At 64.6% G+C, this 25,132-nt stretch carries 24 protein-coding genes; 12 read left to right on the top strand and 12 right to left on the bottom strand.

The window, feature by feature from the left end; all coding sequences use genetic code 11:
- Positions 1-88: 88 nt before the first annotated feature.
- From BLU88_RS05950 to BLU88_RS05940, 3 genes are all read left to right on the top strand, one after another.
- Positions 89-823 (top strand): DsbA family protein, encoded by a 735-nt coding sequence (locus BLU88_RS05950; RefSeq protein ID WP_092011207.1) that lies wholly within the window; start codon positions 89-91, stop codon positions 821-823.
- 186 nt (positions 824-1,009) lie between these two features.
- Entirely contained in the window at positions 1,010-1,675 is a 666-nt protein-coding gene (locus tag BLU88_RS05945; RefSeq protein WP_092011203.1) for a metalloregulator ArsR/SmtB family transcription factor, read from the top strand.
- A gap of 19 nt (positions 1,676-1,694) precedes the next feature.
- Positions 1,695-2,933 carry an MFS transporter gene (locus tag BLU88_RS05940; RefSeq protein WP_231939627.1) on the top strand — a complete coding sequence of 413 codons (1,239 nt, stop codon included), beginning with the start codon at positions 1,695-1,697 and terminating at the stop codon, positions 2,931-2,933.
- A gap of 309 nt (positions 2,934-3,242) precedes the next feature.
- Here BLU88_RS05940 and BLU88_RS05935 read toward each other — a convergent pair whose 3' ends face one another.
- Both BLU88_RS05935 and BLU88_RS05930 read right to left on the bottom strand, forming a co-directional pair.
- Positions 3,243-4,844, bottom strand: coding sequence for an AMP-binding protein (locus BLU88_RS05935; protein WP_092011196.1), 1,602 nt, complete (start codon positions 4,842-4,844; stop codon positions 3,243-3,245).
- Between the two features lie 218 nt (positions 4,845-5,062).
- Positions 5,063-6,121, bottom strand: a complete 1,059-nt coding sequence (locus BLU88_RS05930) for a GmrSD restriction endonuclease domain-containing protein (protein ID WP_197678195.1) — start codon at positions 6,119-6,121, stop codon at positions 5,063-5,065.
- Positions 6,122-6,401: 280 nt separating this feature from the next.
- On the opposite strand from BLU88_RS05930, the gene BLU88_RS05925 reads away from it, so the two are divergent.
- Positions 6,402-7,022: a hypothetical protein gene (locus tag BLU88_RS05925; protein ID WP_092011193.1), complete on the top strand. Its 621-nt coding sequence runs from the start codon at positions 6,402-6,404 to the stop codon at positions 7,020-7,022.
- A gap of 142 nt (positions 7,023-7,164) precedes the next feature.
- Here BLU88_RS05925 and BLU88_RS05920 read toward each other — a convergent pair whose 3' ends face one another.
- The 4 genes from BLU88_RS05920 to BLU88_RS05905 are packed head-to-tail and all read right to left on the bottom strand — an operon-like array spanning position 7,165 to position 12,653.
- Positions 7,165-9,453 (bottom strand): heavy metal translocating P-type ATPase, encoded by a 2,289-nt coding sequence (locus BLU88_RS05920; protein WP_231939626.1) that lies wholly within the window; start codon positions 9,451-9,453, stop codon positions 7,165-7,167.
- The gene (locus BLU88_RS05915; protein ID WP_157688984.1) at positions 9,443-11,464 is read right to left on the bottom strand and encodes a cytochrome c oxidase assembly protein; all 2,022 of its coding nucleotides are present in this window, start codon (positions 11,462-11,464) and stop codon (positions 9,443-9,445) included. The genes BLU88_RS05920 and BLU88_RS05915 overlap by 11 nt, the downstream gene beginning before the upstream one ends.
- A 50-nt stretch (positions 11,465-11,514) precedes the next feature.
- Positions 11,515-12,291 (bottom strand): M56 family metallopeptidase, encoded by a 777-nt coding sequence (locus tag BLU88_RS05910; RefSeq protein WP_092011187.1) that lies wholly within the window; start codon positions 12,289-12,291, stop codon positions 11,515-11,517.
- An 11-nt stretch (positions 12,292-12,302) separates the two neighbouring features.
- Positions 12,303-12,653: a BlaI/MecI/CopY family transcriptional regulator gene (locus BLU88_RS05905; protein ID WP_092011179.1), complete on the bottom strand. Its 351-nt coding sequence runs from the start codon at positions 12,651-12,653 to the stop codon at positions 12,303-12,305.
- A gap of 180 nt (positions 12,654-12,833) precedes the next feature.
- On the opposite strand from BLU88_RS05905, the gene BLU88_RS05900 reads away from it, so the two are divergent.
- A complete protein-coding gene (locus tag BLU88_RS05900; RefSeq protein ID WP_092011176.1) occupies positions 12,834-13,499 on the top strand; it encodes a DUF5134 domain-containing protein in 666 nt (221 codons plus the stop codon).
- 11 nt (positions 13,500-13,510) lie between these two features.
- Here BLU88_RS05900 and BLU88_RS05895 read toward each other — a convergent pair whose 3' ends face one another.
- From BLU88_RS05895 to BLU88_RS05885, 3 genes are read right to left on the bottom strand one after another with little or no spacing between them, the layout of a single operon-like run.
- A complete protein-coding gene (locus BLU88_RS05895) occupies positions 13,511-14,311 on the bottom strand; it encodes a sulfite exporter TauE/SafE family protein (protein WP_092011173.1) in 801 nt (266 codons plus the stop codon).
- A gap of 12 nt (positions 14,312-14,323) precedes the next feature.
- Positions 14,324-15,025 carry a thioesterase family protein gene (locus BLU88_RS05890; RefSeq protein WP_197678194.1) on the bottom strand — a complete coding sequence of 234 codons (702 nt, stop codon included), beginning with the start codon at positions 15,023-15,025 and terminating at the stop codon, positions 14,324-14,326.
- A 43-nt stretch (positions 15,026-15,068) separates the two neighbouring features.
- A complete protein-coding gene (locus BLU88_RS05885) occupies positions 15,069-15,854 on the bottom strand; it encodes an enoyl-CoA hydratase/isomerase family protein (RefSeq protein ID WP_092011170.1) in 786 nt (261 codons plus the stop codon).
- A 202-nt stretch (positions 15,855-16,056) separates the two neighbouring features.
- Between BLU88_RS05885 and BLU88_RS05880 the strand changes: the two genes are divergently transcribed.
- The 4 genes from BLU88_RS05880 to BLU88_RS05865 all read left to right on the top strand — a co-directional run bounded on the left by BLU88_RS05880 (position 16,057) and on the right by BLU88_RS05865 (position 21,047).
- A complete protein-coding gene (locus BLU88_RS05880) occupies positions 16,057-17,385 on the top strand; it encodes an MFS transporter (RefSeq protein ID WP_092011167.1) in 1,329 nt (442 codons plus the stop codon).
- On the top strand, positions 17,382-18,023 hold the full coding sequence (locus tag BLU88_RS05875; protein ID WP_092011164.1) for a GntR family transcriptional regulator: 642 nt from the start codon (positions 17,382-17,384) through the stop codon (positions 18,021-18,023). The genes BLU88_RS05880 and BLU88_RS05875 overlap by 4 nt, the downstream gene beginning before the upstream one ends.
- 246 nt (positions 18,024-18,269) lie before the next feature.
- Positions 18,270-19,280, top strand: coding sequence for an aldo/keto reductase family protein (locus BLU88_RS05870; RefSeq protein WP_092011161.1), 1,011 nt, complete (start codon positions 18,270-18,272; stop codon positions 19,278-19,280).
- A gap of 315 nt (positions 19,281-19,595) precedes the next feature.
- A complete protein-coding gene (locus BLU88_RS05865) occupies positions 19,596-21,047 on the top strand; it encodes an MDR family MFS transporter (RefSeq protein WP_092011157.1) in 1,452 nt (483 codons plus the stop codon).
- A gap of 83 nt (positions 21,048-21,130) precedes the next feature.
- Here BLU88_RS05865 and BLU88_RS05860 read toward each other — a convergent pair whose 3' ends face one another.
- Positions 21,131-21,682 carry a TetR/AcrR family transcriptional regulator gene (locus BLU88_RS05860; RefSeq protein ID WP_092011154.1) on the bottom strand — a complete coding sequence of 184 codons (552 nt, stop codon included), beginning with the start codon at positions 21,680-21,682 and terminating at the stop codon, positions 21,131-21,133.
- 198 nt (positions 21,683-21,880) lie between these two features.
- Here BLU88_RS05860 and BLU88_RS05855 point away from each other — a divergent pair, with 198 nt between their 5' ends.
- The gene (locus tag BLU88_RS05855; protein ID WP_197678193.1) at positions 21,881-22,312 is read left to right on the top strand and encodes a DoxX family protein; all 432 of its coding nucleotides are present in this window, start codon (positions 21,881-21,883) and stop codon (positions 22,310-22,312) included.
- Positions 22,313-22,322: 10 nt separating this feature from the next.
- On the opposite strand, the gene BLU88_RS05850 is transcribed toward BLU88_RS05855, so the two are convergent.
- Positions 22,323-22,838, bottom strand: a complete 516-nt coding sequence (locus BLU88_RS05850) for an SRPBCC domain-containing protein (protein ID WP_092011148.1) — start codon at positions 22,836-22,838, stop codon at positions 22,323-22,325.
- Between the two features lie 16 nt (positions 22,839-22,854).
- Here BLU88_RS05850 and BLU88_RS05845 point away from each other — a divergent pair, with 16 nt between their 5' ends.
- Positions 22,855-23,196 (top strand): ArsR/SmtB family transcription factor, encoded by a 342-nt coding sequence (locus BLU88_RS05845; RefSeq protein ID WP_092011145.1) that lies wholly within the window; start codon positions 22,855-22,857, stop codon positions 23,194-23,196.
- Between the two features lie 5 nt (positions 23,197-23,201).
- Here BLU88_RS05845 and BLU88_RS05840 read toward each other — a convergent pair whose 3' ends face one another.
- Positions 23,202-24,434 (bottom strand): MFS transporter, encoded by a 1,233-nt coding sequence (locus BLU88_RS05840; protein WP_092011142.1) that lies wholly within the window; start codon positions 24,432-24,434, stop codon positions 23,202-23,204.
- Between the two features lie 110 nt (positions 24,435-24,544).
- On the opposite strand from BLU88_RS05840, the gene BLU88_RS05835 reads away from it, so the two are divergent.
- The gene (locus BLU88_RS05835; protein ID WP_092017221.1) at positions 24,545-25,096 is read left to right on the top strand and encodes a hypothetical protein; all 552 of its coding nucleotides are present in this window, start codon (positions 24,545-24,547) and stop codon (positions 25,094-25,096) included.
- Positions 25,097-25,132: the final 36 nt, after the last annotated feature.

Genomic DNA, 25,132 nt, shown 5'->3' with positions numbered 1-25,132 from the left:
CGAGCCCGCCCTCACACGTTCACCGAATCCCTCCCAGGAGAAATCCGCGCCCAGCTCTACTCGCGGCCCCATCACCTGGTTTGCGCCATTGGAGGTCATCGCCCTCGCCGCAGTCCTCGTCGCCGTGATTATTATCAACCGTGGCTCACCCGACGACGCAGCCGACACACAGGCCGCAGCTCAAGGTGGGTCGGAGACCGAGGCCGCAGCCAAAGGCGAGTCCGGAACGAGCACCGACGAAGTCGACCTATCGTTCGTCGAACACCGAATCGACAATGACACTCGCTCCGGTGGCGATGTCGATGCACCGGTCGTTATCGTCATGTTCTCCGACTTCCAATGCCCGTTCTGCGCTTCCTGGAGCCATGACACTCTGCCGACCATGATGGACTACGTCGACGACGGAGAACTGAGGATCGAATTGCGCGAAATCGCCATCTTCGGAGAGGAATCAGAACGAGTCACTCGCGCTGGCTACGCCGCCAGCCTGCAAGACTCCTACTGGGATTTCCACAACGCTATGCTCAAAGATGGGAAGCATCGGTCGAAATCTGAACTCGATGAGGACTCACTCGTGTCCCTGGCCGCAGATCTGGGCCTCGACTCCGAACAGTTCGAAGCGGACCTGAACTCCGACGAAGCCCAAGAGGACTCCGACGCCACCGCCGAAGAGGGGTATTCCCTGGGCACCCCCAGTACGCCGGCCTTCATCATCGGCGGTAATCCGATTATAGGTGCACAACCGACCGAGGAGTTCGTCACGGCCGTCGACGACGCACTGCTCGCCGCAGGAGACATAGACGGCGGGAACCGGCCGCCATAGGCTGCCATCGGCGGCACCCCCAGATCGGGAGACGCGGAGAGGGACCTGACAACCCTTCGGCCAGGTCCCTCTCCGCCACAGCGCCAGCCCTCCGCCCCCGTAACGCCTCGCTATGAATCCAGACCGAAAAAGACCCCGAATCGATTCGGTTGATCAAAAGCAATTTCACCTCTATACTCATATTCCATGGATGCATGGAATAGACAACTACCTGAACGCTCCACAGTTTTCGAAGTCTTCGCCGAAGCAGTCAAAGCGATCGCCAACGGTCGAAGACTGGAATTGATGGAACTCATGGCCCAGGGAGAACACTCTGTTGAAGAACTGGCTCGGCTGACGGGGATGGCGATGACCACGACTTCGGCGCATCTCCAGACGCTGAACCGTGCCGGCCTGGTGAGCAAACGTCGCGAACGCACCACGATCAACTACAAGCTCAGCGGTGATGACGTTGCACAGCTCTACACGGCGGCCAAACGAGTGGCACTCAGTCGCTATCCGCGGTTGCGCGATGCTCTTGACGACTATATGGGCCGACCCGATGGCGGGGTTCCGGTGATCGCACCGGCAGAGGTGACATCAAGTATGTACATCATCGACGTACGACCTCTCGATGAGTACCAGGAAGGACATTTCCCCGGCGCGGTTTCGGTGCCGCTGGATCAGCTTATCGACCGCATCGACGAGATCCCCAAGGACAAAGAGATCGCCGTCTACTGTCGCGGCGAGCTGTGCCGACTGGCAACCGAAGCGGCTGCACTGTTGAGAGACTACGAAATCGAGGCAATGGCCATGGCCGAGGGCATCGTGGAGTGGCGCGCTGATAAGAAGGTCGACCTTGGCATCGCTTGAAACTGAACCAATCGCGGAAGTGACAGCCGCCGAGACGGCCCGAGTCCACAAGCGGACCCTGACCGTCGTCATCCTCAGCCAAATCCTCGGGGGTTCCGGGCTCGCCGCAGGCATCTCGGTGGGTGCGCTGCTGGCTCAGGACATGCTCGGTTCCGACGCCCTTTCCGGGCTCCCCACTGGACTCTTCACCCTCGGCTCGGCGCTGGCCGCCTACCTGGTGGGACATTCCACGCAGCGATTCGGACGGCGCATGGGACTGGCCTACGGGTTCATCGCCGGTGGAATCGGGGCTCTCGGCGTCGTGCTCGCCGCCGTCTCCGACAGCGTGCCACTGCTGTTCATCTCGCTGTTCGTCTATGGCTCCGGCACCGCCACGAACCTGCAGGCGAGGTATGCCGGAGGCGATCTGGCACCGGCGAACAGACGCGGGTTCGGCACCAGCATGGCCATGGTCGCAACCACCATCGGTGCCGTCGCGGGCCCGAATCTGATCGACCCGCTGGGCACCTTCGCCACCTCGCTCGGGGCACCGGCTCTGGCCGGCCCCTTCATCCTTGCCGCGGTCGCCTATGCTGCCGCAGGTGTGGTGCTGTTCGTCTTCCTCCGGCCGGATCCCTTCCTGTTGGCCCGGCGCATCGCCGCCGACTCCACTGTCAAGAAGTCGGGTGATGACGCCAATGAAGTGACGCCGAAAGTCGGAATCAACGCCTACCTGGGTGCCACGGTGATGGTTCTGACCCAAGTGGTGATGGTCGCCATCATGACGATGACACCGGTGCACATGCGCGCCCACGATCATGAGATGGCAGCCGTGGGCCTCGTGATCGGCCTTCATGTCGGGGCGATGTGGCTGCCGTCCTTGGTCACCGGCACGTTGGTGGATCGACTCGGACGCACCCCAATGGTCATCGCCTCAGGAGTGACACTTCTGTTGGCAGGAGTGTTCGCGGCGACCGCACCGGCTGACTCACTGGGTCTGCTGATCCTCGCGCTGGTGCTGCTCGGTCTCGGATGGAATTTCGGTCTCGTCTCCGGCACCGCGCTCGTCGTCGATGCCACGGTACCGCAGAACCGTGCTCGCACCCAGGGCACCATCGATGTGCTCATCGCTTTGGCCGGAGCCGGAGGCGGCGCGATGTCCGGCGTTGTCATGTCGGCTTCCAGCTTCCAGGTGCTGTCGCTGAGCGGCGGTACCCTCGCTCTCGTGCTCATTCCTGTGCTGCTGTGGGCTCGTTCCCGCCGTACTGCGAGCAGCTGACCCCTATTGCACACGCTCACCCTAGGGGCCGTGTCCGAAGAGCGCCGCGGCCAGCGGCGTTGGGCCCGCTCGGTCCTCTCACTCCGGTGCGAAGCCCCTGAGGACCCGGAAGCTGCCGACGCCCGAGTCTACGGCTCCGCGGACGAAGCCGGACGGAGAGGCCGGGACCGCTATGAGGAAGTCGACCGCCTCGGGGACCGACACGATCTCGGGGACACACCGGATCAGCCTTCCTGCCCGGAACCGAGCAGCCCCGACCTCGCCGTGCGGGGCGCGCCCGGCCCGCCATCCGCAATCCCGGCTTCGCGCTCAGTTCTCCGCCAGCTCCCGCAGGGCATTCTTGCGGATCTTGCCCGTCGAGGTCGTCGGCAGCGCGTCGACGAATTCGATGCCGGCCGGTGCCTTATAGGAGGCGATGCGAGTCTTGACGAAGGCGATGAGATCGTCTTCGGCCACCTCGGCGCCGGCCCCCAGCACAACGTAGGCCAACGGCCGCTGTCCCCACTTCTCGTCGGGCATTCCGACCACGGCCGCCTCGGCGACGGATTCGTGGGCGACGAGGGCCTGCTCAACCTCGATGGTGGAGATGTTCTCCCCGCCGGAGATGACGATGTCCTTGGCCCGATCAAGGATCTGGACGTACCCGTCTTCGTGCATCACGGCGAGGTCGCCGGTGTGGAACCAGCCGCCGCGGAACGCCTCGGCGGTGGCTTCTGGAGCACCCAGATAGCCCTTCATGACGTTGTTGCCGCGCATGACGATCTCGCCCATCGTCACCCCGTCGCGGGGCACGTCGGTGAGCACATCGTCATCGCGCAGCTCGACCACGCGCATGCGATCGGCGCTGATCATGCCGATCCCCTGCCGGGACTTCAGCGTCGCGCGCTCCTCCACCGGCAGGCCGCTCCATTCGGGCTGCGGTTCGCATGAGGAGTACGGGCCATAGGATTCTGTGAGTCCGTAGACGTGGATGACCTCGATGCCGAGGCTCTCGAGCATCGCGATCGTCGTCGGCGAGGGCGGGGCGCCGGCCGTGGTGATCGACAGCGAACCGCCCAGATCGTGGGCTTCCTCGGCCCCGGCGATGGTGTTGAGGACGACGGGAGCTCCGGCCATCCGCGTGACCTTCTCGTCGTCGATGAGTCGCCAGGCCTCGGGTCCGCGCACAGCGCGAATGCACACGTGCGTGCCCGACACCGCGGTCAGCGCCCAGGTCGTGCACCAGCCGTTGCAGTGGAACATCGGCAGCGTCCACAGGTACCGGGTCAGGGCCGCGAAGTCCTGCGTAATGACTTCGCCGAGCGAGTTCAGATACGCCCCGCGGTGAGTGTACATGACGCCCTTCGGCTGCCCCGTCGTGCCCGAGGTGTAGTTGACGGTGATCGTCGCGGTTTCATCATCGACCGCATAGGCACGGGGCGATTCCGGCGCCGAGGCGGTCCAGTCGGCGTACGCTTCCACGTTGAGATCCGTCGCGGTCACGTCGCCTGGGGTTCCGTCTTCGTCAGGGTGGACGACGATCGTTTCGACCCCGTTCGCCGCACCGGCATCGATGACCGGCTGGAGGAGTCCGGCATCGCCGAAGAAGAACTTCACCTCGCTGTGGCCGAGGATGTACTCGACCTCCGGCGGAGCCAGTCGGGTGTTGAGCATGACGAGCACACCGCCTGCCAACGGGACCGCATAGTGGGCGATGAGCGCCTCGGCGCTGTTGGGGGCGAGCACCGCAACCGTCTCCCCGGCCTTGAGTCCACGGCGGACCAGCCCTTCGGCGAGGCTCTGCACCGTCTCGGCCATCTGCCGGTAGGTGAAGCGGCGAGGCCCGTCGACGATCGCCTCCCGGTCAGGGTGGACCTCGAGCGAACGCTCGAGGAAGCGCAGCGGAGTCAGGGCGGTATCGAGTCCGGACATAGCGATCTCCTCATCATCGATGATCGTGGCGGCCGTCGACAGGAACAGCTGCGACGGTGTTCGACATCAGATTACCGACCGGCCGTGATCGTGCACACACCGCCCCTCGCCGAGGCGGCCGGCAGTCACCGTGCGCGTTCCCTATTCTTCGAGCTCCGGGACCCGTGCCTGAGCGTTCAACGAGAGACTTCCACGGCCAGGTGAGGGCGACGTCGCTGCTATTCGCAGGCGATTCCGTCGCCGTCACGGTCGAGGTGGGACCCGTATCCGGCATCACCCCGGCGCACGGGCGCGGCACCGGCTTCGCGAGCGGCCGTGCAGTTCTCAAAGTAGGTCGACGAAGAGTCCGAGGAGCTGCTGGATGATCCGCTCGACGAGGATCCTGAGCTCGAGGACTTCTGACCAGCGGGGCGGGTCTCTTCCTTCGTGGTGACGTTGTCACCGTCGCCGGGACCGGGCCAGTCGACGTCCTCGGCGAAAGTGGGTTGGTCGTCGCACGTGTCGAGGACGCGCTCCATGGCGGCCTTTTCGGGCGGGACGACCCACAGGTCGTATTTGTGTTTGACGGCGATCTGTCGGGCGACGTATTCGCAGCGAAAGGTCTTGTTCGGCGGCAGCCAGGTCGCGGCGTCGCCGTCACCCTTCTGCCTGTTGAGGCTCGAGCTCACGGCGAGCAGATTGAGCGGGTCGTTGCCGAATTCCTTGAGCGTCTCCTCGTCGAATTCGAAAGCCCCCGTCTGCCACGCGTTCGAGCGGGCGACGACGTGGTCGATGTCGACGGCATTCGCGCTGCGGTCGAAGTCATAGGTCTCGCCAGCATAGGGGTCGGCGAGCGTCCCGGCCAACACGATGCAGCCGCGGGTTCCAGCCTTGAGGGTGATGCTCATGAGGTCCCGGCGGAGCACGTCATTGCGGGTGTCGCAGCCGTTGTGGTCGGTGTCCGAACGCCACTTGAACAGGTCACCGTCGTAGCCGGTCTTCGGTGCCCGGCCCTTCACCGTGAGTTCGTCCAACATCGCCGAGGCGGTCCCCGCCGCCGAGCTGCCTGCGCGGCCCTCGCCCCCTTCTTCGCTTTCGCCTTCTTCGTCGGTGTCCTCGGACGATGACGCAAGGGAATCAGCGCTCGGTTCCGAGGCCGCGCGTGTGGGTTTGGGGTCGGCTGAACTGGAAGTGGCGGTGTCCACGGTTGGTTGGGCATCCTCGGCGCATCCGGAGAGGAGACCGAGGGACAGGACTGCGGCAAGTGCCACGAGAGTGCGGCGTGAGGAAGAGAGCAAGAGCTTGAGCTTTCGGGCGTGCAGGCTCGCCGGTGCGGCGAGATGGTTCAGACGTGGTCGTGGACCGAGCCGACATCTCTGCCGTTGCTCGATCCACTTCGATCAGTGTAGAACGGGCGGAGCGCCGATGGCATACGGCTGGCAGGAACGTATCCCATTCGTTAGGTGCGAGTTGTCAGGCGCGAGACAGATCGGACCGGAGGACTCCCCATCTGACCCCACCGGCATGTGGGTGCATGATGGAAGGGACCGGTGACCAGCCTCGGCGAGGAGATTTTCGATGCGACACGATGAGGAGCGTCCACGCACCAGCGGGTTCTTGGCCGATGGCACGGTGCCGGGACACTGGACGCAGGTGCTCGGGTCGATGCGCGCGAATCCGTTCACGCATCTTTTCCCTGATGAGGTGCGCGCCGAGGCGGCCCACCTGCTCATCATCGCGCCCTCCCCCGAGGTGGCCCATGCGTGCTTCGCGGAGATGCTCGATTCTTTCGGGGACTCGGTTGAGATCGCCGCCGTCGGGAAGCTCGTACCGGAACACGTCCCCGCGGGGACGTGGGTGTTTCTGCCGCACAGACAGGACGGGTGGACGGATCTCGAGGATGCCTCGGCGAAGCTGCGGGCGACGTTGGTCAAGGAGAACTCGTCACGGGAGGCCGACCGCAAGCTCGTCCTTATGGAATACGGGATCAACCTGTGGATGTGGGCCGAGCCGCCCTCGAGCGGAGGCGACCCGGTCTGCCACGCCGGAGAGCTCATCAGCTGGGAAAGTGCGTGGGCGCTAGGGGCATCAGGCGCAGAGAGTTCCAAATCGAGGACCTCACCACCGGCCGCCTCGGCACGCCCGCCGATCTACTTCGGCTTGCCGCCCATCCTGCGTCAGCGCCGCTGGGAATCCTGAACGCCCGCTTTGGCGCCTGGCTCTTCCACTCTGCTGAGGGGGCTCGCCTCAATCGTCCTTTCGTGCGAGGGACAATGCGAGCCTCGGGCATTGAGTCTAATTTCGCTGTCGAGTGACCCATCGTCGCTTGGGCCGAAGAGTGTCAAGCTCGCAGCTTCACGCGCTGCAGCCGGAGGCTGTTGTAGACGACGAACACCGAGGACATCGCCATGGCTGCCGCTGAGATCAGCGGGTTGAGCAGGCCGAACATCGCAATGGGAATCGCCAAGACGTTGTAGCCGAATGCCCACGCCAGGTTGCCGCGGATGGTGCCCAGAGTCTTGCGCGAGAGCATGATCGATTCGGCGATGGCGCCGAGGTCGCCCCGGACGATGATGATATCGGCCGACTTCATCGCGATGTCCGAGCCGGTGACCACGGCGATGCCGAGATCAGCGGCAGCCAGTGCTGACGCGTCGTTGATACCGTCTCCGACCATCGCGACGCGGTGGCCGGCCTCCTGCAGTGACGTCACGACCGCTGCTTTGTCATTGGGAAGGACCTCGGCAATGACATTGTCAGTGCCTATCCTCTCTGCGATGACACCTGCGGGAGAGGAAGCGTCGCCGGTGAGCAGGACGGTATGCAGCCCGAGAGTGCGCAGCTGCTCCACACTGGCTGTCGCGTCGGGTCTGATGTCATCGCTGAGCGCCAAAGCCCCCACCGGCACGCCGTCATCGATGACGATCACGACGGTGCGCTGCGCCTCCGCCTGGACACGGACCCAACTGTCTATCTCCAATCCCAGATCGATGCGCTCGGCAGCAGCGGAGGCGCTGATGACGGCCATCGGCTTCCCGCCAACGACCCCTTCGATCCCGACCCCGGGAAGCACTTCCACCTCCGAGATTTCAGTGGCGGTACCGGCTGACTGTTCCCCCGCCTCGGTGTGAGAGCGGACGAAGTCGAGAATTCCGCGGGCGACCGGGTGCTCCGAGCGCATCTCGAGAGCGGCTACCCTCTCGAACAGCTCGCCGCAGTGCGTTTTCGGCAGCCACGATTGCGCGACCTGCAGGGAACCGGTGGTCACGGTACCGGTCTTGTCGAGCAGCACCGTGTCGATACTGCCGCTGGCCTCGAGCGCGGTGTGGCCCTTGACGAGGATGCCCAAACGGGCACCTCGACCGATACCGACCATGAGCGCGGTCGGGGTGGCCAGTCCGAGTGCGCATGGGCAGGCGATGATGAGCACGGAGATGCCAACTCCGATCGCCCGTGACGGCGTGTGTCCCAGCGGCAGCAACCACACGAGCAGGGTGGCGAGTGCGAGGACGAGGACGACAGGTACGAAGATCGCTGTGATCCGGTCGACGAGGCTCTCGACCAGAGCCTTCTGCGACTGTGCCTTCTCCGCCATCGTCGCGATCTGCGCCAATTGGGTGTCGGCGCCGACGGCCTCGGAATCGATCGTGATCTGCCCATTGGTCGCGAACGAACCTCCGACGGCGCGGTCGCCGGCGGATACAGGCACCGGCACGGGTTCGCCGGTGAGACTGCTGGTGTCGAGTTCGGCGGTGCCGTCGACGATCATGCCGTCGACGGGCACGGTCTCGCCGGGACGCACGAGCACGACATCACCGGGTCTGACCGATTCGATGGGAGTGTCGACGAAGTCTCCGCCTTCACCACGGACGCGGGCGATCTTCGGAGCCAGGTCGCTGAGCGCGGCCAGCAGATCACCGGCCTTGCGCCGCGACCGGGTCTCGAAGTAGCGGCCTGCCAACTGGAACGTCGTCACCCCGGCAGCCACATCGAGATAGAGGGCGTCAGCACCCTCGGGGACGAGCCCGAACCCCAGCCAGGCATCGGGTCCGCTGAAGCCGAAGGCCGCAGTCACCACGGCCCAGCCGAAGGCGGCGATGACGCCCAGGGACACAAGGGTGTCCATGTTCGTCGTCCGGTTCAACAGGTTCTTCCACGCCGAACGGTGGAACGGCCAAGCGGCCCACGTCACGATCGGCAGAGCCGCTAAGACGCATACCCATTCCCAACCGGGGAACCGCCACGCCTCGACCAGCGCAAGCGCGATCGTGGCGTCCATGAGCGGCACAGTGAGCACGGCGGCGAGGATGAGGCGCCGACGCAGGGAGCCCAGCCGCACCTCGGCGGCCCGTTGGGACCAGGCATCGTCGCCGGGCGTGTGGATCTGAGCCCCGTATCCGGCCTTCTTCACCGCACTGAGAGCCGCCTCGGGATCGTCGAGTCCGGTGACGCGAGCGCGTTCGGTCGCGAAGTTCACCCACGCCGTGGCTCCGTCAATCCGATTCAACGACTTCTCGACCCGGCGGGCACAGGCAGTGCACGTCATGCCGGTGATGTCGATGTCGACTCCGCCAGTCAGCCCCGTTGATTGTGCCAAACTGCCCTCACGGACCGTGCTGTCACTGCTCACGCTGTCTTGTTCCTTCCCCTGCGCCTTCTCCTGCGGACGAGACGGCTCCGTCCATTTCGGCCAGCTTTCGCAACATGTCGTTATAGACCGAGAACTCATCACTCAGACCCGTATCCTCATGGCGGTCGAAGCGTCGCGCATCGTGCTTGTCCTGCCTGGTCCACTGCATGGCAAGGACGAGAACCACACCCAGCAGAGGCAGCTCTCCACCTGCCCAGGCGATGCCGCCGGCGAAATACTGTTCGGCAGCTATGTCGAGCCAGGGCAGGTCGAGAGTGCGATAGAAGTTCTGTGCCACCGGAGTGTTCGTCATCATCAGTACGATGCCGAAGAACGCGTGGAAGGGCATGGCGGCGATGACATATCCGAGTCTGCCGATGTGCGGCAGTTCGATCGGAAGCTTGTCGACGCCGATGACGAGCGAGAAGAACATGTATCCGACGATGAGGAAGTGCACGTTCATCAGCTGGTGCCCCCAGTGGTATCGAATGAGTTCGCCGAACAGCGGGGTGAGGTAGAGGGCGTAGTACGAGGCGACGTAGACAACGAAGACGACGAGCGGGTGGAGCAGCAGCCGCAGTCCCGGCCAGTTGATGAGTTGGTTGACGCGGCTGTGGACCTGCTTACCGAGGCGGCCGGTGCCCGTCGTTGCTCGCAGCAGGAGCGTGATCGGCCCGCCGCCGACGAGGAAAGCCGGGATGAGCATGTTCAGCGTCATATGCACGATCATGTGGATGCCGAAGTCGGCCGGGGAGTATTTGCCCAGCCCCGATCCCATCAGCACGATGGTGATGATCCACCCCGTCATCCAGCAGAGCGTTCTGATCACCGGCCAGGAGTCGCCGCGGCGGCGGAGTCTGAGCACGCCGAGGCCGTAGGCGGCCATGGCGGCGATCGCGACCGTGGTGAGCAGGAGGTTGATCCGCCAGTGCGTGAGCAGGACGAGCGGGTCGGGTGCGGCCTCGACGGTGTAGCCGAGGAATACGGCGACGGTGCTGTTGGGTGCGAAGTAGTTCGGTGAGGGAACGAGCGCCATGGCGGCCGTCATCGCCGCCCAGGTGGTGAATCCGACTAGGATGCCGGTGCGTGCCGCGCCCCTTCGCACCGAGGCGGCTGCCAGGAGCGCCATGACGATGACGGTCAGCCCCGCCCAACGTGTGAGCAGCTGCCATCCGGTGGTCGACTCGAGCAGCGGAGTACCGGCGAGCTTGAAGATCGAGATCATCACGTCCGTGCAGGCGATGACCACGATTCCCGCCCACATGAGCTTCGAGCGAGCCATCCGGCGGAGGATCCCGCAATGGGGGTGGAAGATTTCGAGGAGGACGCCGGCCGCCAGAAGTCCGAGAACCACTGTCGCCAGCGGAGTCTGGATGATCGATGCGTCCTCACCCAGATCGTGGTCGGGCCCGACGAGCACCTGCGAAATGACGACCGGGGCAAGGATGGCGATCATCCCGATCCACAGACTCACTGCATGGGCGGCCCAGGACTCGGAGAGGAGGGACACGGCGAAGACGATGAACGCCGCGACGGCGACGATGAGCCACGCGGCCGGATAGAAAGTCCCCGTCAGGGCGAACCCCAGCTGGTTCGGGTCGTTGAGCGCCGTCATTGACAGCCCATTGGTGTTGAGTCCGTCGACGACCGTGAGCAACAGCGCCGCAGTTGCCCAGATCGCACTGAAAACCCTCAGCAGACTTCGCGCCGTCGCACTGATCTCAGACCAACCTGGCCTGTTCGTGCGCGAAGTGGACATCAGCACGACAGCGAGTATGCCCAGGGTCAGGACCGAGAAGACTTCGTGGACTGAACGCAGCACTGCAACAGCGGCGACGACCGCCTGTCCCGGAAATTCCCGTGCGATCGAGGTATGGGTCTCGGGGCCGGCGAGGATTCCGGTGATGATCGCGACGGTCGCGGCGGTGACTGAGATCGTGAGCGCTGCGGCGGCTGCAGGTGCCTTGGCTGTCTTGGTTCCGCTTGCCGGTTCGTCGCGAAATCCCGTCATCGTATCCACCATATTACGAAACAGTGTAGTAGATACGACTTGAGAGTGATTCAGCCAGCTCCCAGATGGATGCGGCGCAGGCGCAGCGACCGCAGACGCAGCGAGACATCGCCACTGAATCGGCCTATGGACTCGAGAGCATCTCTGACCGCATCGGCCGATGTCGCCTGCACCGCATCGTCATCGGCGATCATCTCGACAAGGGTGAGCACACTGGCACGAAACCGCCGAGACACGGGCAGCTGCCGCGGCAGACAGGCGGAGTTGATTGCCGCCGCCCGAAGGATGAGGTTGTGTCGGCGCAGGATATGGGCCTTCTCATGGGCGATGATCGCCGCGCATTCGTCACCGCTGAGGACTCGACGCATGCCCGTGCTCAGATAGATTTCCGGCGGTCGCCCCGCCAGCGAGCAGGCGCAGGGGTCGTCATCGTCGACGGTGACGATGCGAAACGGCGAATCGACATACCAGTCAGTCCACCGTGAACGCAGAACCTGGACTTCGGCCCTGAGCCGACGCCCGAAATCGTCCGATGCACTGAGCACGACAGCGAACGCGATTCCGGCCGCGAAGAGCGCTACCCAACCCGCGATCCACGGAACCAGCACCTGAGGGCCGGCATCACCACGCTGCACATTCAGCGCTCCGACGATGAGGGCGATGACAGCGGCCACGCTGAGCAGCAGTCCGCCGATCAACGCGGTCAGCCAGGCGTTCAGCGCAAGACTCGGCCGTCTCGACTGCCAGCGGCCGAAAGACAGAACGACCGGGGAGAAGAAGAAGACGGCGGCAGCCGCAAAGAGAAGAATGATCGCCGTGACGAGCATGTCGGAGCGGATCAGTCGCGGACGAAGGAGCGAAGCACTTCGATCTCGTCATCATCCAACGATCCCATGAACGACATCAACACCTCTCGGGAGTCGGTCGAGTCGCGCAGCGTCTGCGACATCCGAGAGGCCGCCGTCGCGGCCTGAGAACGCACCGGGCTGATCATCAGCGACCGTGAGACCCGATCGCGAATGATCAGGCTCTTGTCCTCCATCCGGGTCAGGACCGTCATCATCGTCGTGTACGCAGGCATCGGCGGAGAGACGGCCGACTGCAGCTCAGCGACCGACATGGGTTCGCCGCGCTCCCACAGTGCCGTGAGAACCGCGTTCTCCAGTTCGCCGTTGCTCCTACGCTTCATTGTCCGCTCTCGCTCGTCGGTAGGTCGTGTCACCGAGGATACCCGGTCGCCTTCGCAATCGGCATGCGTCCCGCCCTGGCCGCGGCTCCCACCTCAAAGCCGACCAACCGCACACGCCGCCATAGAGCACCGCAGTGCCGCGGTCATGCATCACATTACTACAAAGTGTAGTATTTTGGGATGATCTCGTTTCCATGGCCTCTCGTCCTCACCGCGGCGTTCGCATTCACCGGCCTCGTGTGTCTCATCCACATCGGCAGGCACTGGAGCGAGACTCGGAGTCGGACATGTCCGGATGCCGGCGCAGCCAGGATGGACCTGGTCGTGCACGGCAACCACCTCGTGATGAGCATGAGCATGATCGCTATGGTCTGGGTCAGCACGGGAACGCTTGCCACTTGGGCCCAGGTCGCCTTCTTCACGACCCTCTCCGTCGTCATGATGATCGGTGCCATCCGGATCGAGGGACGGGTGCCGAGGATCAGTCTGACCTCACACATCGTGCTCAATGCTGCGATGGTGTGGATGCTCTTGGCGATGCCCCTCCTGATGGCCCACCAGATGATTGGCGATGCACACGGCGATGGACACGCCAGCGGCGGGAGCCAGAACGCCGGCCACCGCAGAGGCCACGACCACGGCTACTCCGGCGGATCCGACATGACGCAGGCGATGGCCCAGACTCCCGACTGGGCGACGGCCATCAACTGGGTCGCGATCACCCTGTCCGCAATCGCCGCAGCCTGGTGGCTCGCCCTGCACGTACGTTCGCGCCGCATCGGAATCCACAAGCTCTGCCATGCGGTCATGGGCCTCGGCATGGCAGGCATGCTCGCACTCATGTGAGCTGCCCGGGCTTACGCCACGGCGACGACCGCTCCGGCCGCCACCAGCAGCACGAAGTAGCCCCAGGCATGGAGGATCTCGGGGATCTTCGGCACTCGGCGGCGCAGGAACACGATGATCGGCAGACCGCCGATGAGCAGCGCCGCGGCGGCCACCAGGTCGAGTGATCCCACGATGCCCGGGGCATCGATCTCAGCCGGGGTCAGGATCGTCACGAGCACGGCCGGACTCATGATCACCAAGGTCAGAGGGTTGGCCAGGGTCGTGGCCACGGTCATCGTCGCCCCGGACCGGCGCATCATCGGCACCGTCATCACAGACCCGCCGACGCCGAGGAACGACGCCAAACCGCCGATCGGCACACCCCAGACCGCTGCAATTCCGCGGCCTCCTTCGCTGACCTCACCGACCTTATCGGCGACCGCAGTCTTGCGCCGGAAGAATCCTGGCCGGGCGAGCAGGTCAATGGCTGTGGCCGCGATATACGCGACGAACCCCCACTGCAGCAGCGCTTCCGGAGCGAACCGTCCCGCGAACGCGCCCACCCCTCCCCCGAGCGCGAGCAGCCCGAGCAGCCACCACCGCCGCTTGAGATGGGCGAGCGTGGATCGTTTCGTCGACACTGTCGCGACGATCGCATTGACGAGCATCACCAGCGCCGAGGTGGCCGCCGCCACCCGTGCCGTGTCATGTCCGAGCTCCGCATCGACCAGGGTGATGATCGGGACGGTGACGAAGCCGCCGCCGAATCCGAACAGCACGGTAGTCAGGCCGACGAGGCAGCCGATGAGGACGAGTCCGAGGAATTCCATGGCGCTAGGTTCTCAGAGCCGAGCGATGAGCAGCCGCTGGGTCACGGCTCCGACGTAGCCGATCTCGCCAGCCAGGTCTCCGTTGACGACACCGCGACAGTCGGGTCCGACATGGGTACGCACGTTCATGTTCAGCCATTCGGACTGCGGTTCGCGCGCAAAGGTCAGCGACAGCGTCGGCGGGATGAACGTCCACTCCCCAAACGGCACAGCCGCCGAGACGCCGTTCGCCGAGTCCGCGACGATGACGAAGCGCCATTCGATGGCGCGGCCGTAGCCCCAGTCGCAGCTGATGCCGGGGAAGTACTTCTGCTCCTGCGGTTCCGGCACCGAGGATGTGTCAAAGGTCGTGGCCACCTCGGCGCTGTTTTCCGGGGTCGAACGCATTCGCCACGCGGTCGCGGTGACGGCGAGCCGGTCGTCCGCCCAGAGCTTGTCCTCGACGAGTTCGATGCGCTTTCCGGGGCGGACAATGGTCGCCTCGGTGCGGATTCGACCCTGCGGGATGGGGCCGAGCATGTCGATCGTCAGCCGGTCGATGCTCATCGCCTCGTCTTCGCGGACTCGTTCGACGGCACGGGCGAGCAGCGCCGCGGGCGGCCCGCCCGCCGTGCTGCATTTGCTCGTCCCACGGGCTCGTCGTGGCCCGCGTCGAGTCGAATTCGTTCTCGCTGCGCAGGAGGTAGAAGGCCGCGGGCTACGGTGTGACGTCATTGTCTGTCACGCGCCCTCCTCAATCGTTCGTTAAGTTTTCAGGCTACTGCCTCTCGGCCCCCTGGGCGAAGGAAAGCGCGAATTCCGTCTTGCTGTCGGCGATGGCTTGCGTCTCGAAGGTGTTCTTCCACGTCCGCAGCATTCGTTTCTGCTGGGCGATGATTGCACGGTCGGCCCGCGTGGTGTCGTGCAGGAGAGCGAGCGCGCGCTCTTCGACTGCGGTTCTCCCACCCTCCGGCACAGCCTCTTCTTTGGCCGACACAGCCCCTTCCTCTCCTCGAGGGGCCTCCTCGGCGACAATGTCGTTGAGGAACCCGCAGGCGAGCATCTCCTCCGCAGTGAACCGATTGCCGGTGAGGACGAACTCGGTCGCCTTCGTCCAGCCCATGAGGCGGTGGAGATTGACCGATTCGAGCACCGAGGGAATGCCGATGCGCACCTCGGGCATCGAATACCAGGAGTCGCTGCCGCCGATGCGGAAGTCCGCGGCTGCGGCGATCTCGGCGGCCCCGCCGATGCAGTAGCCTTCGATCGCCACCGCCACCGGAAGGTCGCAGCTCTTGATCGCTTCGCATACCTCGCCGAGGCGGCTGATCGTCGCATAAGCCTGCGACGCGCTCGTGTGCGCGAACTGCGCAGTGTCCATGCCCGCCGAGAATCCCCTTTCGCCGGCCGAGGTGAGAAGGACGGCGCGCAGGCTTTCGTCCGCGTTCGCCTCGGTGAACGAGTCGACGAGAGCGCCCAGCATCTCTTCGGTGAGCGCATTCGCCTGTGCGGCATTGTCGATGGTGATGGTGAGGACGTCGTCGGTGCGGTGTTTTCTGATCATGCGGAACTCCTGCCGTTGAGCGGTTCCCGGCAGTTCTGGATCACCGTGGCGACGCCGGGCGCTGAGTTGGCTCATTCCCAGAACCTACTCGACTCGCTCCCGCCCCTGTCCAGGCATCCCACCCTGCGATCTCCTGTTGTATCCAAGATGGATGCAAGATACTGTGATGGAGTCCAAGCCACCATGACGACGTGAGACCGATATGACCAGCCACATCCGAGAACAGGCCAAACTCATCACCGCCCAGCTCCTCTCCGGGGCCGGCATCGCCTCCGGATATGCCGTCGGCGGACTGCTCGCCGAAGAGATCACCGGGCAGACGTCGATGGCCGGATTCGCGCAGATGAGCGTCATCCTCGGTGCCGGTCTCATCGCCTACCCGCTCGCCGTCCTCGCCGGCCGTTCCGGCCGTCGCAAGGCGCTGACCTTAGGCTTCGGCATCGGCACGCTCGGCGCCGTGGTCGTCCTCGTCGGTGTCACCCTCCAGTTCCTCCCCCTGTTCATGCTCGGGATGATGATGTGCGGTTCCTCGACCGCCTCGGGCCTGCAGGCTCGCTACGCCGCCGTCGACCTCGCCGACCCGGCCGCCGCCGGTCGTGCGATGTCGCTGGTGGTGTGGGCCACGACCGTCGGCTCCGTCCTCGGCCCGAGCTTCACCGCCCCCGGGGCCCATCTCGGCGAGACTCTGGGCATGAACAGCCTGGCCGGCCCCTATCTCATCTCCATGGTCGCGTTCGCACTGGCCACACTGTCGGCCTCGACCCTGACGAAGTCAGTGGCCGCCTCGACAAGGGATTCCGCTGCGACCGACGCTTCCACCACGCCCACCGCCGAGGCGGCCGTCCCACCACAGATGAGACTCGGCGAAGCGCTGCGCTTCGCTCTGGCCCGCCCGGTCCCGCTGTTCGCGATGATCACGATCGTCGCGGGACAGATGATGATGACCAACGTCATGGTCATGACCCCGGTGCACATGGACCACCAGGAATTCACCCTCGGGGCGATCGGCATCGTCGTGAGCATCCACATCGCCGGCATGTATGCCCTCTCCCCTGTCTTCGGCTGGATGGCCGACCGGTGGGGAGCGGGCATTGTCATCGCAGGCGGAGCCGGCATCTTCGTCCTCACGATCGTCCTGGGCGTCATCGATGCCGTGGCTCCGGAGTCATCGATGGTGCTGCTGTCGACCGCGCTGTCGCTGCTGGGAATCGGGTGGTCGATGTTCCTCATCGGCGGCTCGTCCCTGCTGACCGCCTCGGTGCCGGCGCATGCGAGGGTGCCGCTGCAGGGCGCGTCGGATTCGGCGATGAACCTCGGAGGGGCGCTCATGGCGGCGATGGCCGGGTCCGTGCTCGGCGCCGGCGGATTCCTCTGGATCAATCTCATGGCCACGTTCGTCCTGCTCATCGCCGTCGGATTCTCGATTCGGGCGATCCCGCTCATGAGCTGGCCCGGCCGCCGCACTTCCGTCCTCGCCGAGGCGAACGACCGCCCCACCACCGCCGCGAGCCAGGACGGGGCCGGAGAATGAGCGGAAAGGAGAAGTCGAAGAGCGCGGCCGAACGTGCGTATGCCTACGTCCGTGGGCAGATCCTCGACGGCGAACATCCGCCGGGAACGATGCTCGGCGAGGCGGCGCTGGCCACCGAGATCGGGGTCAGCCGCACCCCGGTACGCGTGGCTCTGGCCCGGCTGCAGGACGAGGGGTGGATTCATATCTACCCCAAACGCGGAGCGATCGTCCAAGGCATCGACGAACGCACAGTCGCCGAGCTCGCCGATGCCCGCTATGTGCTCGAGACGACCGCGGTCGAGCGCGCCTCCGATCCCATGCGGCAACGGTTGGCTGAGAAACTCGATGGTCTCATCGTGCAGCACCGGGCCGCCTTCGCCGAGGGAGATATCGCCCGGTTCATCGAACTCACCCTGGAATTCCACCGCGGATTCGTCGAGGCCGGTGACAACCGAGTGATGCTCGAAATGTATGCGCTGCTCTCCGACCGGCACCGGTTCAGCCTCTTCATGAACAGCCGGCACCTCCTCGATCGTTCGGACGAGCTCATCGCCGAACACGAGGCACTCGTCGCGCATCTGCGCGCCGGCGATTCCGCGGCGTTCGCGGCGACCCTGCAGGGGCATATCGCGGAGAATGCCGGCCCGGCGCGCTGAGGCAGGGACGCCGGCCGTGCCGGCACCACGATTTCGGTACACCCTGCTCTGAATTGACCATTTTCTTCAGTGGGCAATCGAGAGAAAGGTGTACCGAACTGACGGGCTGCTGCGATGCACCCACCCCATAACGACCTCGCCAGCACGGAAAGGCAGTCGCACGTGCCCGCCGCGCACTCGCCGCTTGCGCCGCCGCGGCTCCGATGAGGGGTTCCGAACGTATCTGCCCGGTCGTAGGCTGAGGTCATGGAGCACAGATATCTGGGAAATAGCGGACTCAAGATCTCCGAGATCACCTACGGCAACTGGCTCACGCACGGTTCGCAGGTGGAGAACGACACCGCCTCGAAGTGCGTCCACGCCGCCCTCGACGCGGGAATCTCCACCTTCGACACCGCCGACGTCTACGCGAACACCGTCGCCGAACAGGTCCTCGGAGATGCGCTCAAGGGCCAACGACGCGAATCGCTCGAGATCTTCACGAAGGTCTACTTCCCCACCGGGCCGAAGGGGCACAACGACACCGGCCTGTCACGCAAGCACATGATGGAGTCGATCGACGGCTCGCTGCGCCGCCTCGGCACCGACTACGTCGACCTCTACCAGGCCCACCGCTACGACTACGAGACTCCGCTGGAGGAGACGATGCAGGCCTTCGCCGACATCGTCCGCGCCGGCAAGGCTCTCTACATCGGCGTGAGCGAATGGAACGCCGACCAGCTGCGCGCCGCCCACCACCTAGCCAAAGACCTCGGCATCCAGTTGGTGTCGAACCAACCGCAGTACAACATGCTCTGGCGCGTCATCGAAGAACGGGTCGTCCCGACGTCGAAGGAACTCGGCATCTCGCAGATCGTCTGGTCCCCGATCGCCCAGGGCGCGCTGACCGGCAAATACAAGCCCGGCCAGCCGGTGCCGGCCGGATCGCGGGCGACCGATGAGGACGGCGGCGGAGCCGAGTCGATCAGGAGCCGCTACCTTCACGATGACAAACTGACAGCCGTAGCCAACCTCGAACCGATCGCCGCCGAACTCGGGATCACCATGGCGCAGCTGGCGATCGCCTGGGTGCTGGCAAACGACAACGTCGCCACCGCTCTCGTCGGAGCCTCACGTCCCGAGCAGATCGCCTCGAACGCCGAGGCGGCCGGGGTCACTCTCGACACGGGCGTGCTCTCCCGCATCGACGACGTCCTCGGCGACCTGCCGGAGACTGACCCGAACAAGACCCAATCACCGGCCACTCGCCTGACTTGACCCTTCGCCGAGGCGGCCGACCGCCCGTAGGAATTCCGACCGCGGTCCCCTGGTGGGGCCGCGGTCGGAATCTTTCGCACCAGCGATGAAAGCTCCCCGGCGGCGGGTGTCCGTCACCCAGCCGGGAGATGAACTCGACGAATCTCACACCGACCCGGGGCCGCCTCGGCGAGGGTGGTGGGTTAAACTGCATGGAACGGTTATATAACCAAGGAATTTATTTCCGGGCGCGACGAGGGGCCGATTCAGCACACCGCCCAGGGCGGGCTGTCGCTGAAGGACGAGAAGAGACACAGACGACGAACAGGTGAGGGGATGCCATTGGCGAACGGAGACGACATTCAGAAGGACCCGGCAGAAGGCACCCCGGTCAACCGGAACCTCGTGCTTGCGGTCCTCGTCTCCGGCGCGTTCGTCATCATCCTCAACCAGACTCTGCTCAACACCGCGTTGCCGGCGTTCATGCACTACTTCGACATCACGTCCGGTGCCGCGCAGTGGGTGACGACGAGCTTCATGCTCGTCAACGGCATCATGATCCCGGTGACCGCGTTCCTCATCGAGAAGTTCACGACGAGGGGCCTGTTCTTCACAGCCATGGGGCTGTTCATCCTCGGCACCCTCGTCTGTGCGATCGCCCCGGTCTATCCGGTGATGCTCATCGGCCGTGTCATCCAGGCTTCGGCCGGCGGCATCATCATGCCGCTCATGCAGACGATCCTCTTCGCGATCTTCCCAGTCGAGAAGCGCGGCACGGCCATGGGCACCTTCGGCCTCGTCATCGCCTTCGCCCCGGCCATCGGCCCCAGCCTCTCCGGCTGGATCGTCGATCACCTGCCGTGGCAGACGTTGTTCTACATGATGCTGCCGATTGCGGTCATCGACCTCATCGTCGCCTTCTTCCTGCTCAAGAACGTCACCGAGCGGACCTTCCCGCGACTCGACGTCCTCTCGATCATCCTCTCCACACTCGGCTTCGGCGGACTGCTGTTCGGCTTCGGCAGCGCCGGTGACGCCGGCTGGCTCAGCGCCGAGGTGCTCATCCCGCTGGTCATCGGTGCGATCACGCTGACCCTCTTCATCACTCGCCAGTTCAGGCTCGAGCAGCCGATCCTCGAGTTCCGCATCCTCCGCTACCGCATGTTCACCCTCAACACCCTGCTGGGCATGTGCGTGTTCATCGTCATGGTCGGCGGCATGATGGTCCTGCCGCTGTACATGCAGAACATGAATGACTTCTCGGCCATGGAATCGGGCCTGGTCCTGCTTCCCGGCGCCGCGGTGATGGGGCTGATGTCGCCGGTGACCGGTCGCGTATTCGACGCCATAGGCGCAAAATGGCTCGCCATCGCCGGCTTCGTCCTGCTCACCGGGACCACGTTCCTCTTCGCGCGGCTGGAAACGGACACCTCGTTCGTCTACCTCGCTGTGGTCAACACGGTCCGCATGTTCGGTGTCGCCATGGTGATGATGCCGGTGACCACAGCCGCGCTCAACCAGCTGCCCTCGCACCTCATTCCGCATGGAACAGCCCTGAACAACACGATGCGTCAGATCGCCGCGTCGGTCGGCACGGCAGCGCTCGTGACGATCATGGTCTCGGCCGCGCGGAACCCGGAGACCTACGGCCTGGCGGGCCTGGTCCACGGAGCGAACGTCGCCTTCTTCGTCGCCGCCTGCGTCGGGATCCTCGGCATCATCGGCGCGTTCTTCATCAAGAACTCCCACGGACTCGAACCGGGTCAGAAGAAGACCACCGGAAAGTGATCTCGGGGTCGGCTCGGCATCACCTGCCGGACAGACCCGTCAAGGACTGTCGACTGGCCCACCAACGACTGCGGACCGACCCCTCAGCGGCTCTTGCCCGACCCGTCGACGAGGTGGCCCGCCACAATACGCGCCTGCTTGAGTGCGTCTTCGGGCTCCACTGCACCGCTGAGCACCAGAGTGGCGTAGCCGTGGAAGAGCGACCATGCCGCCACCCCGAAATCGGAGTCCGGCCCCGATCGAGCCTGCACGACTCCGACTGACAGCGCGGCCCACGCTCGCTGTCGGGCCGCAGACAGTTCGGCGTCGTCATCGTGGAGCAGCCGGGGCTGGAACATCACCGTGAAGTGAGAGGGGCAGGCGAGCGCGAATTCGACATAGGCTACTCCGCGGGCAGTCAGTCCGCCGCCGTCATCGACGCCGGACATCGCTTCCGCCAGACGGTCGAATCCTTCGGCCGCGAGGGCCGTGAGCAAGCCCGTCTTGTCACCGAAATGATACGTCGGAGCGGCGTTGGAGACTCCGGCCCGTTTCGCCAGCGCACGCATGCTCAGTTTGGCCACGCCGTCCTCGGCAATCGCCGAGGCGGTCTCCGCCAACAGGGTCCGACGCAGATCCCCATGATGATAAGTCACACTTCGATCGTACCGGAGCAAACTTTTCATTGACAAGATATGTGCCGACGGCCCATCTTTTCGCCGTAAAGATTCACTGCAGCCGTACGGCTGCACTCACCCGAGGAGCCACCCACAGCACCCCTGCTCTTCCTTCTCATCACAACTCTCATCGCCCACATCGTCGGACACCTCAGCTCTGCAGAGGCCAGGCGAGGCTTGACCTCATGGCATGTGGCCATCCGGTACGGGCTGGCGGTGATGTTCGCCGTCACCGGCTTCTCCCATTTCGTCGGCATGCGCGAGGCACTCATCGACATGGTGCCGCCATGGCTTCCCAGCACAGTCGCCCTCGTCACTGTATCCGGAGTCTTCGAACTGCTCGGTGCCATCGGCCTGCTGATCAAGCCGACTCGCCTATGGGCGGCCGGCGGACTGAGGCTGACGCTCATCCTCACGCTCCCGGTGAATGTGCATTTGGCACTGACCGGCGAGAATCTGCCGTGGGACGGTCACCTGCTGCCGCGCACACTGATGCAGGTCCTCTTTCTGGCGGCTGTCCTCGCCGTGCTCATCCGCGATCTTCGGGCACGACGAGGTGCGCGCAGGCGGCTCGCGCCAGGCGAATCAACGAAGCCGTCCACGAGCTGACATTCAGGGCTTACTTGTAGTAGCCCTCGCGAAGATTGATTCCGTGCTCGATCCAGACTTTGAGCGCCGAGAGCATTCCGGTCCAGCCCATGCAGTTGCCGAAGGCACCCTGAGCTCCGCCTTCGGTGAGCCTCCAGGACTTCTCCGTGATCGTCACGAGGGTCCGCTCCCCGTCGTCGACGGGAGTGAACTCGAAGGTCGTCGTCGTGTCCTTGTCCACGGAGTCATCGGAGCCCTCCCAGCGGATGACGATCTTCTCGTCCTGGATGTTCTCGATGACCTCGACAGGGAATCGGCCCGGGAAGTCGGCGAAGTCCCATGTCACTTCGGCCCCGGCTTCCAGACGGCCGCGGGCACCGCCGGTCGTGAAGTAGTGAGAGAGCTGCTCGGGATCGGCAACCGCCTCGTAGGTTTCGTGCGGGGTCTTCGAGATATAGCCGGTGACGGTGAACGACAGCTCCTCAAGCGGACGTGACTGATCGTTCTGCTCAGCGGGCGTGTTCTGGGTGCTCTGCTCATCTGTCATGTGATATTTTTACCACATGTCTCAGGCGGAGGGAACAGGTTCGAACGAATCAGATGATGCAGTGTTCAAAGCACTGGCCAACCCCACCCGTCGCCGCATCCTCGACCTGCTCCGGGCTCAACCGCGCACGACCGGCGAAGTCTGCGATGCGTTTCCAGATCTCGACCGCACGACGGTGCTGCAGCATATTCGGGTGCTCGAGGGCGCCGAGCTGGTCACGGGCCGCAAGGACGGACGCACCCGCGTGCTGGCTCTGGCGCCGCTGCCGATCAAGCGGATCCACGATCGCTGGATCGGCGAATACACGCGCGCAGCCGTCGGCCTGTTGGCGCAGCTCGATGAGGATTCGCCGCGATGACCAGCTCAGCCGTGCTCGCGACCCCGCGTCTGCAGCGTCCGCGCAATCCACGACAGGGCTCCTGCGAGCAGCAGGACAAGGGCGCACACCAAGAACGTCGATGATGACCCGAGATAGGTGAAGCCGAGTCCGCCGACCACACCGGCGATGGCCAGCCCGATGTCGAAGTTCATATTCCAGGCGACGCTGGCCCTGCTCGGCGAAGTAACCGAGGCGAAGGCCATGACGAGGCTGGCCGACTGCATAGCGCCCAAGCCGAGACCGATGATGAGCATTGCGACGAACAGCGATGCACCGTAGGAGACGACAGCGAAGACCAGTCCGACCGCCGTCAGGACGAGGCCCAGGATATTGAGGGCGAAGGGCGGGAAGTTGTCCGAAACGGCCCCGACCACGAATCGGCCGATGACCGCCGATACTTGCATACCGGCGATGAACAGCGCTGCCACCGCGACGTCCTCGCCCGGCCCGAAGCCGACGATGATCCCGAAGACGATCATTCCGACGAGGAATGGGGAGAGCATGAGGACAAGGCCGAATGCCTCCCCCGCCCGGCGCCCCACCATCCGCAGGCCCCGCCCCTCCATGCGTCTAGGCCGAACCCCGACGGTCTCGTTGCCGCACGCAGAATCCCCCGCAGCGTTATCCCCTCGCCGAGGCGACCGACCGGGCACGTATTTGAGCACCGTGGGGATGGCCAGCAGCAGACAGGCGCACACGATGACGCGGAAGATCCAGATCGGGATCGTCTCGACCAGCCACAGTCCCAGCGGAGCCCCGACGGCTGCCGCCAATGACGTGATCCCACCGAAGAAGCCCAGCGCCTTGCCGATCCGCCCCGGTGAGGTCGTACCGGGAACCGCCGCATTGGCGAGGACGACGAAGAGCCCGAACCCGACACCTCCGCAGAGTCCTGCGAGGACAAGTGCCAACAGCGGCGGGGAGACGAAGAGGCCGAGGAGTTGGCCGAGGAACTGCAGCACCAGAGCCAACAGCAGCGACGTCTTGAAGCCGAAGGCCCGGCCGGCCCACGGGGCGAAGGGCTGGGCGACGATGACGCCGATCATCATCGTCGTCAGCACGGACCCGCCGGTGACGGTCGACAATCCGTCCGTCGCCGCGATCGTCACCATCGTCGAATAGCTGAAGAAGAAGGCGGAGAACCCGAACATCGCCGTCCACACCAGGCCCAGCAGGGCCGGGGTGTACGTCGTCTGAGGTTGGTGATCGGGACTCATAGTCCGAGGTTACGACATCTGCACTGCATCTGCCGTGCTCGTATCGTCCGCCGCCCCTCCGACGGAGAAGTGTTCACCTGCGAGTCAGAATGGTCGATTACCATCGGCCCATGACCTCATCGGAGCTGAACCGCGAAGCCCCCAGCGGCACTATCGACACTGCGTTCGTCCTCAAATTCGAACCCCTCTACGTCCTCACGGATCTCGAGTCGGAGATCTTCAGCGAAATCGGCCCGAAGACGAAGGTCCGCGAATCATTCAAACGCAAACACTTCCTCAAGGTCGCCGAGTGGAAGGCCATCGGAGTCCTGCCGGGACTTGAGGAGATCTCATCCGATGACATCGATTTCGTCACCGGCATCGCTCTCGACGACGACACACCCAATCGTTTCCGTCTGCCGCTGCTGCAGATGCTTCCAGGAGTGGGCGTCCCGATGGCGAGCACTCTGCTCACCGTGGTCATTCCGAAGAAGTTCTCCATCATGGATTCCCGGGCGCTGACCGTGCTGCACGATTTCAATCTCGTGTCCACGGACAACCCGGCGCAGATGGACTACCAGACCTACCGCAAACTCATGAAGTCGCTGGCCAAGGGTGCCAATTGTGCACCGATCGATCTGTATCGGGCGCTCATCGCCTATTCGCGACGCGATCGTGACTGAGTCGTCGCCCCCAGGGCCCGATTCAATACCGACAGC

Origin of the sequence: Brevibacterium siliguriense (assembly GCF_900105315.1) — a bacterium.
GTDB classification, from domain to species: domain Bacteria; phylum Actinomycetota; class Actinomycetes; order Actinomycetales; family Brevibacteriaceae; genus Brevibacterium; species Brevibacterium siliguriense.
Note: the sequence above shows the minus strand (reverse complement) of the source record. Positions and strands in the feature narration are given on the sequence as shown.